Origin of the sequence: Herbaspirillum camelliae, from assembly GCF_001929405.1 — a bacterium.
GTDB classification, from domain to species: domain Bacteria; phylum Pseudomonadota; class Gammaproteobacteria; order Burkholderiales; family Burkholderiaceae_D; genus Herbaspirillum; species Herbaspirillum seropedicae.
The window spans coordinates 2,696,939-2,708,780 of sequence record NZ_KV880769.1; the positions used below are offsets into that span (position 1 = coordinate 2,696,939).

Below are 11,842 nucleotides of genomic sequence, written 5' to 3' on the forward strand. Positions count from 1 at the left end.
CGTCCTGCCTGCTTCCTGCCATCCTCACTACTTGCGTTCGCCCATGCTCCTGCAAAACGTGCTGGACTTCCTGCCCATCCTCCTGAAGGGAGCGCTGGTCACCGTCGAAGTCACGATCTATTCCTTCCTGCTCAGTTCGGTCATCGGACTGCTGCTAGCCCTGATGAAAGTCTCGCGCCTGAAGCCCGTGGCGCTGGCCGGGGCCACCATCGTCAACATCATCCGCGGGCTGCCCATCATCGTGCAGCTGTTCTACATCTATTTCGTGCTGCCCGATATCGGTATCCAGCTCTCGGCCTTCCAGGCCGGTGTGGTCGGCCTGGGCATCGCCTATTCGGCCTACCAGGCGGAGAATTTCCGTGCCGGCATCGAGGCGGTGGATATGGGCCAGATCGAGGCGGCGCAATCGATCGGCATGCGCGGGCCGTTGATCATGCGCCGCGTGGTCCTGCCGCAGGCCTTTCGCATCGCCTTGCCGCCCTATGGCAATACGCTGGTGATGATGCTGAAGGATTCCTCGCTGGTCTCCACCATCACGGTGCTGGAGATGACGCGCGCCGGCCAGATGATCGCTTCCAGCACCTTCCAGAACATGACGGTCTACACCACCGTGGCGGTGCTGTACCTGCTGCTGTCGCTGCCGCTGGTGTTCCTGATCCGTCGCCTGGAGATCCGCAACAGCAAGGGGAGAGCGCGATGATCGAGGTCAAGCGTATTTCGAAGTGCTTCGGCCGGCACGAAGTGCTCAAGGATGTCTCGCTCTCCGTGGCCCAGGGCGAAGTGGTCTGCCTTATCGGCCCGTCGGGTTCGGGCAAGTCGACGGTGCTGCGTTGTATCAATGGACTGGAGTCCTACGAGCGTGGCGACATCCTGATCGACGGCCAGCGCGTGGACCGCGATGGCCCGGATATCCACCGCCTGCGCACCCGGGTGGGAATGGTGTTCCAGCGCTTCAACCTGTTCCCGCATCGCACGGTGCTGGAGAACGTGACCGAGGGGCCGATCTACGTCAATGGGCTTGGGCGCGAGCAAGCGCGTTCACTGGCCATGACCTTGCTGGACAAGGTGGGGCTGGCGGCGCGCTGCGATGCCTATCCGGCCCAGCTCTCCGGAGGCCAGCAGCAGCGCGTGGCCATTGCGCGCTCGCTGGCCATGCAGCCCGAAGCGATCCTCTTCGACGAACCCACCTCGGCGCTGGACCCCGAACTGGTGGGCGAGGTGCTGGCGGTGATGCGCACGCTGGCCGCCGATGGCATGACCATGATCGTGGTTACGCACGAGATGGGGTTTGCCCGCGAGGTGGCCGACCGTGTGTGTTTCCTGCATAGCGGCGGCATCGTCGAATCTGGCGCGGCAGCGCAGGTGCTGTCCGAACCGCAGCATGCGCGTACCCAGGATTTCCTGCGCCGCGTGATTGGCAAGTGAGAGCGAGGCCTTGCCCATGACAAAGCATTCCAACCCGGCCTTCCCGCCTTCCCTGTGGGCGGCGACCGCCGAAGAGTTTTCCGGGGCGCCGCCCCTGCAGGCCAGCGCACGCTACGATGTGGCCATCGTCGGCGCCGGTTACACCGGCCTGTCCACGGCCCTGCACCTGGCCCAGGCCGGTGTGTCGGTGTGCGTGCTGGATGCCCATGCGCCAGGCTGGGGTGCGTCTGGGCGCAATGGCGGACAGGTCATTCCCGGCCTCAAGTACGATCCCGACCAGTTGCGGGTCATGTTCGGCAGTGCCGTGGCCGATCCCCTGATTACGGCCATCGGTTCGGCGGCCGATACGGTGTTCGACCTGATCGCCCGCCATGGCATCGAGTGCGAGGCGCAACGCGCTGGCTGGATCCAGCCCACCCATTCTCCCAAGATGATGCGCGCCCTGGAGGCGCGTGCGCGCCAGTGGATGGCCGAGGGGGCGTCGGCGCAGTTGATGGATGGGGCTGAAGTGACGCGCCGCATTGGTACCGGCGCCTATGTGGGCGGATGGAAGGATAAGCGGGCCGGCAGCCTGCATCCGCTGAAGTATTGCCGGGGACTGGCGCAGGCGGCGCAGCGCCTGGGTGTGGTCATCCACGGCGATACGCGGGTGACGCGCCTGGAGCGCCGCCAGGGGGGCTGGCGGCTGCATGGTCCGTCCGGAGAACAGGGGCCGCATATCGATGCCGAACGGGTAGTGCTGGCCACCAATGGCTATACCGATGACCTGTGGCCGCATCTGCGGCAATCGGTGATTGCCGCCAACAGCTTCATCGTCGCCACCCGGCCGTTGCCGCCAGCGTTGGGCGCCAGCATCCTGCCCGGTGGCGAGGTCACTTCCGATTCGCGCCGCTTGCTGCTGTACTTCCGGCGCGATGCACAGGGCCGGCTGCTCATGGGCGGCCGCGGGCCCTTCGGCGAGCCGCGCGGGCCAGCGGACTTTGCCCATCTGGAGCGCTCGGTGGCCTTGCTGTTCCCGCAGCTGGCCGGGGTGGAATACGAATACCGCTGGTCGGGACGGGTCGCCATCACGCGGGACTTTCTGCCCCATGTGCATGAGCCTGCGCCCGGCCTGAGCATCGCGCTAGGCTACAACGGACGTGGCATTGCCATGGCCACGACCATGGGGCAGCGCCTGGCGCAGCGCCTGATCGGACAGGCCGGGATGGCGTTTCCCTTCCCGGTCAGCACCATTGCGCCCATTCCTCTGCATGGCTTGCAGCGCTTCTACATCGCCGCCGGTGTGGCCTGGTACAGCGTGCTGGACCGGTTTTCCTGAGTCTCCTGACCATCCTGACTATCCTGATATGAGCTCAGGCGGTGCAGGCGAAAAAAAACCACGCTTGCGCGTGGTTTTTTCTTGCCGGGAAGGCCGTCGCTGATGCTGAAGATCAGGCGAAGTTCTTGGCCACGAAGTCCCAGTTGATGATGCCCCAGTAGTTCTCGACATACTTGGCGCGTGCGTTGCGGTAGTCGATGTAGTAGGCGTGTTCCCACACGTCCACGGTCAGCAGCGGCTTGCTGTCGGTGGTCAGCGGGGTGCCGGCGCCAGTGGTGTTGACAATGTCCAGGGCGCCGTCAGCCTTCTTGACCAGCCAGGTCCAGCCGGAACCGAAGTTGGCCAGGCCTTGCTTGGTGAACTCGGCCTTGAAGGCGTCGAAGGAACCCCACTTGGCATTGATGGCGTCAGCCAGCGCGCCGCTCGGAGCGCCTTGGCCCTTCGGGGTCAGGCCGTTCCAGTAGAAGGTGTGGTTCCACACCTGGGCAGCGTTGTTGAAGATGCCGCCGGAGGATTTCTTGATGATCTCTTCCAGGGACAGGTTTTCGAATTCGGTACCCGGAATCAGGTTGTTCAGGTTGGTCACATAGGTCTGGTGGTGCTTGCCATAGTGATATTCCAGGGTTTCCTTGGAAATCGTGGGCGCCAGCGCGTCCAGATCGTAAGGCAGTGCCGGAAGGGTATGTGCCATGATGAATCCTTTCAGTCTTGTTGGTTTGCTACGAAGGTTCTATTCAGAACCTGAGATTCTAAAGCGGAAGACAATTCTTTGCACTCGATCAAATGCCGTCTTCGTCGGGCAGGCGCCCGCATGGCGGGCGGCAATGCGAATGCTTCCTGTTGCGCAAGCGCCCGGCCAGCAGCGGGCAAAGCCGTAGATGCCAGCGCGGCGCAGACGTTCCAGCTCATCCGAAGGCGCGTGCGCCCCGCAGACAGCGCAAGCCGGCTACACCAGGGCAGCAGAAGCTTATGCAAAAAAGTCTGCCACAGCTGTCAAGCCTGCCTGGCTCAATCCAGTCGCGGCTGCACGCTGGCGATACCCACCTCGGCGCTGCCCTGGGCCAGGCGGATGGTGATCTCGCTGCGGGCGGCCAACTCGGCGGGGCTGTGCAGCACGCGCCCCTGGTGGCCGCTGACGATGGCATAGCCGCGTTCCAGGGTGCGTTGCGGGTTCAGCAGTTCCAGCTGGGAGTGCAGGGTGGCCAGCGCCTGGCGCTGCGCACTCTGCTGCGCGCCTTGCGCGCGTTGCAGGCGGCGCGCCAGGTCGGCCAGGTCACGCCGGGCATGGCGGGTATCGGGCAACTGGTGCGCCAGCCGGGAAGCCAGTTGCTGCAGGCCATGACGCATGCGCGTGAGCGGGATCTGGTTGGCGTGCGAGAGGCGGTTCTGCAAGGCCAGCAGCTTGACCCGTTCGTGCTGGATATAGGCGCTCGGGCTGACCAGGCGGCGCGACAGCCAGTCCACGCTCTGGGCCTTGTCGGCGAGCGTGCGGCGCAGGGCGCGGGTCAGGTCGGCGGCGTGGCCGCGCAGCTCGGCCAGCCAGTCCTGGCGGGCGCTGGCGGCCAGCTCGGCGGCTGCTGTCGGGGTCGGGGCGCGCAGGTCGGCGGCAAAATCGGCGATGGTGAAATCGGTCTCGTGGCCCACCCCTGAGATCACCGGCATGGCCGCGGCCACGATGGCGCGGGCGACCACCTCTTCGTTGAAGGACCACAGGTCCTCGATGCTGCCGCCGCCCCGGCACACCAGCAGCACATCGCATTCGGCCCGTTCCGAGGCGCGTCCGATGGCCGCGGCAATGCGCTGGCCCGCGCCTTCGCCCTGCACTGGCGTGGGATAGAGCACCACCTCCACATGGGGCGCGCGGCGGCGCAGCGTGGTCAGCACGTCGCGCAGGGCCGCAGCCTGGGGGCTAGTGACGATGCCGATGCGGCGCGGGAAGCCCGGTAGTGCGCGTTTGCGCTCGCGGGCGAAGAGGCCCTCGCGCTCCAGCCTTTCCTTCAGTTGCAGGAAGGCGGCGTAGAGATCGCCCACGCCCGAGCGGCGGATGGCTTCGACGTTGAGCTGGTAGTCGCCACGGGGCGCATAGAGCGTGACCAGGGTGCGCACCTCGACCTTGTCGCCCTCGCGCGGCATGAAGCCGGCGTACTGGGCGCGGCCCTTGAACATCACGGCACGCACCTGCGCACCCTCGTCCTTGAGATTGAAATACCAGTGGCCGGATGCGGCGCGGGTGAAATTGGAGACTTCCCCCTTGACCCAGAGCAGTGGAAAGTTGCGTTCCAGCATCCGTCCCACCGCCTGGTTCAGGGCCGAGACGGTCAGCATGGGCGGTCCGCCATCGGCGCTTGGTGCAGCGGGCGCGAGCGGGCGGGCGGTCGGGAAGGGCGGGAACTTGTCGGATGGCATCGGGCGTTAGGGCGTGGTACGAGTGGGAGGCGATACAATGTCGCATTGTAAAGCCAAGCCGCATAGGCTACATTCTGCACCGCAGATTGCAGCGGACCCTGGGAGGACCGCCGCGCTGCCCATCGGAACCATTGCATCTCATCAGGACATTAGGAGTACGTTTTGCTCGCCATCATCCTCGCCGCAGGCTGGCCGATCTGGCCCTTGCTGATCGCATCCATCATCGGCCTGGCGCTGGTCATTGAAAGACTGGTGTATCTGCGCCGCAGCCGCATCCTGCCGCCCGACCTGCTCAACCAGGTGGTGCGCGTCTACCAGAGCGGCCGCATCACCGACGACGTGGCCGACAAGCTGGAACAGAATTCGCCGCTGGGCCACGTGCTGGCCGCAGGCCTGCGTAACGTCGATGCCCCCCGCGAGGTCATGAAGGAAGCCATCGAGGAAGCCGGCCAGGCTGCAGCCCATCGTCTGGAGCGCTTCCTGACCACGCTGGGCACCATCGCGTCGCTGGCCCCGCTGATGGGCCTGTTCGGCACCGTGGTGGGCATGATCGAGATCTTTGCCTCGCAGAACGCCGCCGGCACCAATCCGGCCCAGTTGGCGCACGGCATTTCCATTGCGCTCTACAACACCGGTTTCGGGCTGGCCATTGCCATGCCGGCGCTGGTGTTCTACCGCCACTTCCGGGCGCTGGTCGATGGCTTCGTGGTCGACATGGAACAGCAGGCCGTGAAGTTCGTCGACATCGTGCACGACGTGCGCCGCTGATCTGCCGAGGCCGTCATGAACTTCCGCAAGGGCCGTCCCCGCGAAGACCTGGAAATCAACCTGATTCCCTTTATCGATGTGCTGCTGGTGATCGTGATCTTCCTGATGGTCACCACCACCTACAGCAAGTTCACCGCACTGCAGCTGACCCTGCCCACGGCCGATGCGCCCAAGGCGCTGGAGCAGCCCTTCGAGCTCAACATCGCGGTTGACGCCAATGGGCGCTACGCCCTCAACAACAAGCGCATTTCCGCGCGCGACGCCCAGGGGCTGTCCGAGGAAATGCAGGCCGTCGTGCGCGCCAGCGCCAGCAAGCTCGATCCGGTCATCATCATCAATGCCGATGCGCTGGCCACGCATCAGACCGTGGTCAACGTCCTGGAAGCCGCGCGCATGGCCGGTTATCCCAAGGTGACGTTTGCGGCACAGGCCAGCAGCAAGTGAGATGGACGTCATTCTGGCGTAATCGATTCTTCACCGGAGGTACGTTGGGCCTGTTGTCACTGTTATCAGTGATCAGCGCCCGCCGTACATCGTTTTCATTTTATGGATTGAACCCATGGCCGATTCCAGGCCCAACGCCGAAGCCATCCTGAGCCGCGCCTGGCAGTCGCGTGGCCCGCTGGCCTGCCTGCTGTGGCCGCTGTCGCTGCTCTTTGCGGCGCTGTCGGGCGTGCGCCGGCTGCTCTTTGCACTGGGCGTCAAGCGCAGCGAACGGCTGCCGGTGCCGGTGGTGGTGGTGGGCAACATCTTCGTCGGCGGCACCGGCAAGACTCCGTTTGCGATCTGGCTGATCGAGGCGCTGCGCGCGGCCGGTTATACGCCGGGCGTGATCTCGCGCGGTTATGGCGGCGGCGCGCAGCAGACCGTGGAAGTCAGCGCCACGTCCGCCGCTGCGCAGGTGGGCGATGAGCCCCTGCTGATCGCCCAGCGCACCGGCGTCCCGCTGGTGGTGGGCCGCCGCCGCGTGCAGGCTGCGCGCGCCTTGCTGGCGGCGCATCCGCAGGTCGATGTGCTGGTCTCCGACGATGGCCTGCAGCATTACGCCATGGCGCGCGATATCGAGATCGTACTCTCGGATGCTCGCGGAGTCGGCAACGGCTGGCTGCTGCCGGCGGGGCCGCTGCGCGAGCCGGCGTCGCGCCGGCGGGATTTCTCGGTGCTCAATGTGGGTAGCAGCGGCATGGCTGGCGCCGCGCCTGCCGGCGTGCATGCGATGCAGCTGCTGGCCACGGAGGCGGTGCAACTGGCGCCGCCCTCGGCGCGCAAGCCGCTGGCGCGCATGGGCGAGGGCGGGCTGCGGCTGGCGGCGCTGGCCGGGATCGGCAATCCGGAACGTTTTTTTGCCACCCTGCAGGCGGCGGGATTATCCTTTTCGCGCCATCCCTTGCCCGACCATTACGACTTTGCCGTCGATCCCTTTGCCGGCCTTGCCGCCGATGTCATCCTGATCACCGAAAAGGATGCAGTAAAATGCAGGGCTATCGAGGCCATCCGAAACGACCCGCGCATCTGGGTCGTGCCTGTAACAGCGCGCATCGACGGCGCGCTGGCTGAACACATAGTGGAGAAACTCCGTGAACGCCCGACTGCTTGATATCCTGGTCTGCCCCCTCTGCAAGGGTCCGCTGGACTATGACAAGAAAGCCCAGGAACTGATCTGCAAGGCAGACAAGCTGGCCTATCCCATCCGCGACGGCATCCCCATCATGTGGGCCGACGAAGCGCGTGAGCTCACCGCAGTGCCTGCGGCGCCGGCGGCCTGATCCATCGGTCTGCCCATGAGCTTTACCGTCATCATCCCGGCGCGCCTGGCTTCCACGCGCCTGCCCAACAAGCCGCTGGCCGACCTGGGCGGCAAGCCCATGATCGTGCGGGTGGCCGAGCGCGCGGCCCAGTCGGGCGCGGCGCGCATCATCGTGGCCACCGACCATCATGACATCCATGCGGCCTGCCAGGCCCATGGCGTGGAAGTGGCCATGACCCGCGCCGACCATCCCTCCGGCACCGACCGCATCGCCGAAGTGGCGGCCGCGCTGGACCTGGCCGAGGATGCGGTGGTGGTCAACGTGCAGGGCGATGAACCGCTGATCGACCCGGGCCTCATCGCCGCCACAGCGGCCCACATCAAGCCCGGCGTGCCCATGGCCACGGCCGCGCATGCCATCGAGAGCGCCGCCGATGCCTTCAATCCCAACGTGGTCAAGGTGGTGTTGAACAAGGAAGGCTGCGCCATGTACTTCTCGCGCGCCACCATTCCCTGGCACCGCGATGCCTTCGCCCAGTCGCGCGAGGTCTTGCCCGACGCCAGCGGTCCCGACCACGCCAACGAATACGTGCCGCTGCGCCATATCGGCCTGTACGCCTACAGCAACCGCTTCCTGCAGCTCTATCCCACGCTCTCGCCGTCGCCGGTGGAACGCATTGAGGCGCTCGAACAGCTGCGCGTGCTCTGGCATGGCCACGCCATCGCCGTGCATGTGACCTCGCTGCTGCCCGAAGCCGGGGTGGACACCCCCGAGGATTTGTTGCGCGTGCGCAAGCATTTCGAGGCCCCGCCCGACAGTCCGCTGGTGCAGACCATTTCGGCACTCTGACTCGAGCCCGCGCCGGCATGATCCGGCGCAAGGCGGGCCGGATCGGCTTGCTGTAAGTTCCATGTCAAGCTGACACGACACAATCAAGCCCCGGAGACTGCTTAAAAATCAGGCGTTTGTCATGGTTCGGTAAGATTTTGTGGTAAGTTTCGTCCCAGAGCTGATGCAAACGGCGCGCAAACAAGCTGCATAACCGTCCAGATGGCAGGCATCCTCTGCCATCACGTCACACAAGAATTCAAGCATTCAAATTTCAGAAACCTCAATTTAGGAACCCATATGCGCCTCATCCTTTTAGGAGCGCCTGGTGCCGGTAAAGGCACGCAAGCCACTTTTATCAAGGAAAAATTCCACATTCCGCAAATCTCCACCGGCGACATGCTGCGCGCGGCGGTGGCGGCGGGTACTGAACTGGGCATCGCCGCCAAGAAGGTGATGGACGCAGGCGGTCTGGTTTCTGACGACATCATCATCGGCCTGGTCAAGGATCGCCTCAAGCAGGCCGATTGCGCCAACGGTTACCTGTTCGACGGCTTCCCGCGCACCACGCGCCAGGCCGACGCGATGAAGGATGCGGGCGTGGCCATCGACTACGTGCTGGAAATCGACGTGCCCGACAGCGCCATCGTCGAACGCATGAGCGGTCGCCGCGTGCACCCGGGTTCGGGTCGCAGCTACCACGTCAAGTTCAACCCGCCCAAGGTCGAGGGCAAGGATGACGTCACCGGCGAGCCGCTGGTGCAGCGCGATGACGACAAGGAAGAAACCGTCCTGAAGCGCCTGGCCGTCTACCACGACCAGACCAAGGTGCTGCTGGGTTACTACAGCAACTGGGCGGCTTCGGGCCAACCGGGTGCGCCGAAGTATCGCAAGATCGCCGGCGTGGGTCCGGTGGAAGAAATCAGGGATCGTGCATTTGCCGCCCTGGCGGAGTAAAGTAAAGCGGACTTCGGTCCGCTTTTTTATTAGTCTTTTGATTGCCGGCACAAGCGGCGGTTGAGCTGGAAAACTAATAGAACTGACAGAGCTAGGAGAAGAGCAGAACAGCAGAACAGCAGAACAGCAGAACAGCAGGTAACAGAACAGTGATGATCAAGACGCTATCCCGCCCGGGGATGTCGTCGCGACAGCCCCAGCAGGCATAACAATTCCAACAATAAGGGCGACGTAATTTGCAGGCGCAGTATCGGTGGTGACGCAGGCAGCACAAGACTGCAGGCGGCACGGCGGATGTTCGTGATTGTTGATGAGTCGTGATAACAAAGGAGATGAAGATGGCACTTGCCCTGTGGTTCGCCATTGCCTGCGGCATTGTCGCGGTGATCTATGGCCTGGTATCGCGCAACTGGATTCTCAAGCAAGACCCTGGCAACCCCCGCATGCAGGACATCGCCCTGGCCATCCAGCAGGGCGCTTCTGCCTACCTGGCGCGCCAGTACCGTACCATCGCCATGGTCGGGGTGGTGCTCTTGATCCTCATTGCCCTGATACCTGGTCTGGGATGGCTCACGGCCATTGGTTTCCTGCTGGGGGCGGTATTGTCGGGGGCCTGCGGCTTCATCGGCATGAATGTCTCGGTGCGGGCCAATGTGCGCACCGCGCAGGCCGCCACGCAGGGCATGAACCAGGCGCTGGCCGTGGCCTTTCGCGGCGGCGCCATCACCGGCATGCTGGTGGTGGGGCTGGGGCTGCTGGGAGTGTCGCTGTTCTTCTGGGTCTTGTACATCTATGGACAGGGCCGCGCGGCCAGCCTGCATGACGCCATCCAGCCCTTGATCGGACTCGCCTTCGGCGCTTCGCTGATCTCCATCTTCGCCCGGCTGGGTGGGGGCATCTTCACCAAGGGCGCAGACGTCGGCGCCGACCTGGTGGGCAAGGTTGAGGCCGGCATTCCCGAGGATGATCCGCGCAATCCCGCCGTGATCGCCGACAACGTCGGTGACAACGTGGGCGATTGCGCCGGCATGGCCGCCGACCTGTTCGAGACCTATGTGGTCACGCTGGTGGCGACCATGCTGCTGGGCAGCCTCATGCTGACCGGCATGGAGACGCTGGCGGTGCTCTATCCGCTGGCCTTGGGCGGGGTCTCGATCCTGGCCTCCATCGTCGGTTGCGCCATGGTCAAGGCGCAGCCCGGCAAGAAGATCATGTCGGCGCTCTATACCGGCCTGTGGTGGGCGGCCGGCCTGTCATTGATCGGTTTTGCCGTGGTCACCTGGCTGCTGTTGCCACCGCCCCTGCGTGTTCCCTTGATGGGAGCGGCCGTGGTGGGCATCGCCCTGACCGGGCTGATGGTCTACATCACCGAGTACTACACCGGCACCGACTTCAAACCGGTGCAACACATCGCCCAGGCCTCGACCACCGGTCATGGCACCAACATCATCGCCGGGCTGGGCGTGTCGATGAAGTCCACGGCCTACCCGGTGCTGGCGGTGTGTGCGGCGATCCTGCTGTCGTACTGGCTGGCCGGGCTCTATGGCATCGCCATTGCGGCCACCTCCATGCTGTCCATGGCCGGCATCGTGGTGGCGCTGGACGCCTACGGACCCATCACCGATAACGCCGGCGGCATTGCCGAGATGTCCGGCCTGCCCGAGTCGGTGCGCGCCATCACCGATCCGCTCGATGCGGTGGGCAACACCACCAAGGCCGTCACCAAGGGCTATGCGATTGGCTCGGCCGGATTGGCGGCGCTGGTGCTCTTTGCCGATTACACCCACGCGCTGGAATCGGTGGGCAAGAGCGCCAGCTTTGATCTCTCCAGTCCGGCGGTGATCATCGGCCTGTTCATCGGCGGACTGATTCCCTACCTGTTCGGCGCCATGGCGATGGAGGCGGTAGGGCGTGCGGCCGGGGCGGTGGTGGTCGAGGTGCGGCGCCAGTTCAGCGAGATCAAGGGCATCATGGATGGCAGCGGCCGGCCTGAGTATGACAAGGCCGTCGATATGCTGACCTCGTCGGCCATCCGCGAGATGATCCTGCCCTCGCTGCTGCCGGTGATCGTCCCTATCCTGGTGGGGATGCTGCTGGGGCCGTCGGCCCTGGGCGGGCTGCTCATGGGTACCATCGTCACTGGCCTGTTCGTGGCCATCTCGATGACCACTGGCGGCGGCGCCTGGGACAATGCCAAGAAATACATCGAGGACGGCCATCACGGCGGCAAGGGTTCCGAGGCGCACAAGGCCGCCGTCACCGGCGACACCGTGGGCGATCCCTACAAGGACACCGCTGGCCCGGCCGTCAATCCGCTCATCAAGATCATCAACATCGTGGCCCTGCTGCTGGTGCCGCTGTTACCGGCCATGCCGACCTGAGTGTGGCTGAC

Annotated in this window: 12 protein-coding genes; 10 read left to right on the top strand and 2 right to left on the bottom strand. The window is 64.8% G+C overall.

Translation table 11 applies throughout. The features are described 5' to 3' along the window. Nucleotides 1-43: 43 nt before the first annotated feature. From BGK68_RS11925 to BGK68_RS11935, 3 genes are read left to right on the top strand one after another with little or no spacing between them, the layout of a single operon-like run. Nucleotides 44-700 carry an amino acid ABC transporter permease gene (locus tag BGK68_RS11925; RefSeq protein WP_013233190.1) on the top strand — a complete coding sequence of 219 codons (657 nt, stop codon included), beginning with the start codon at nucleotides 44-46 and terminating at the stop codon, nucleotides 698-700. Beyond that, nucleotides 697-1,425 (top strand): amino acid ABC transporter ATP-binding protein, encoded by a 729-nt coding sequence (locus BGK68_RS11930; protein ID WP_075257284.1) that lies wholly within the window; start codon nucleotides 697-699, stop codon nucleotides 1,423-1,425. Before BGK68_RS11925 ends, BGK68_RS11930 begins: the two co-directional genes overlap by 4 nt. Nucleotides 1,426-1,441: 16 nt before the next feature. Then, nucleotides 1,442-2,743: an NAD(P)/FAD-dependent oxidoreductase gene (locus BGK68_RS11935; protein ID WP_075257285.1), complete on the top strand. Its 1,302-nt coding sequence runs from the start codon at nucleotides 1,442-1,444 to the stop codon at nucleotides 2,741-2,743. Nucleotides 2,744-2,855: 112 nt separating this feature from the next. On the opposite strand, the gene sodB is transcribed toward BGK68_RS11935, so the two are convergent. Both sodB and xseA read right to left on the bottom strand, forming a co-directional pair. After that, on the bottom strand, nucleotides 2,856-3,434 hold the full coding sequence (gene sodB, locus BGK68_RS11940; protein ID WP_075257286.1) for a superoxide dismutase [Fe]: 579 nt from the start codon (nucleotides 3,432-3,434) through the stop codon (nucleotides 2,856-2,858). 317 nt (nucleotides 3,435-3,751) lie between these two features. Beyond that, complete coding sequence (xseA, locus tag BGK68_RS11945) at nucleotides 3,752-5,149, bottom strand: exodeoxyribonuclease VII large subunit (RefSeq protein WP_075257287.1); 1,398 nt, start codon at nucleotides 5,147-5,149, stop codon at nucleotides 3,752-3,754. Between the two features lie 162 nt (nucleotides 5,150-5,311). Between xseA and BGK68_RS11950 the strand changes: the two genes are divergently transcribed. The 7 genes from BGK68_RS11950 (at nucleotide 5,312) to BGK68_RS11980 (ending at nucleotide 11,831) form a co-directional block, all read left to right on the top strand. Then, a complete protein-coding gene (locus BGK68_RS11950) occupies nucleotides 5,312-5,917 on the top strand; it encodes a MotA/TolQ/ExbB proton channel family protein (RefSeq protein WP_013233195.1) in 606 nt (201 codons plus the stop codon). Between the two features lie 15 nt (nucleotides 5,918-5,932). After that, nucleotides 5,933-6,361, top strand: coding sequence for an ExbD/TolR family protein (locus BGK68_RS11955; protein WP_013233196.1), 429 nt, complete (start codon nucleotides 5,933-5,935; stop codon nucleotides 6,359-6,361). Between the two features lie 115 nt (nucleotides 6,362-6,476). Continuing rightward, the gene (lpxK, locus tag BGK68_RS11960; protein ID WP_075257288.1) at nucleotides 6,477-7,514 is read left to right on the top strand and encodes a tetraacyldisaccharide 4'-kinase; all 1,038 of its coding nucleotides are present in this window, start codon (nucleotides 6,477-6,479) and stop codon (nucleotides 7,512-7,514) included. Further along, nucleotides 7,495-7,683 (top strand): Trm112 family protein, encoded by a 189-nt coding sequence (locus BGK68_RS11965; protein ID WP_075257289.1) that lies wholly within the window; start codon nucleotides 7,495-7,497, stop codon nucleotides 7,681-7,683. Before lpxK ends, BGK68_RS11965 begins: the two co-directional genes overlap by 20 nt. Nucleotides 7,684-7,698: 15 nt before the next feature. Continuing rightward, nucleotides 7,699-8,514 (top strand): 3-deoxy-manno-octulosonate cytidylyltransferase, encoded by an 816-nt coding sequence (gene kdsB, locus BGK68_RS11970; protein ID WP_075257290.1) that lies wholly within the window; start codon nucleotides 7,699-7,701, stop codon nucleotides 8,512-8,514. Between the two features lie 279 nt (nucleotides 8,515-8,793). Next, nucleotides 8,794-9,450: an adenylate kinase gene (adk, locus tag BGK68_RS11975; protein ID WP_075257291.1), complete on the top strand. Its 657-nt coding sequence runs from the start codon at nucleotides 8,794-8,796 to the stop codon at nucleotides 9,448-9,450. A 338-nt stretch (nucleotides 9,451-9,788) separates the two neighbouring features. Next, nucleotides 9,789-11,831: a sodium-translocating pyrophosphatase gene (locus tag BGK68_RS11980; RefSeq protein ID WP_171941788.1), complete on the top strand. Its 2,043-nt coding sequence runs from the start codon at nucleotides 9,789-9,791 to the stop codon at nucleotides 11,829-11,831. The last annotated feature ends 11 nt before the right edge of the window (nucleotides 11,832-11,842 follow it).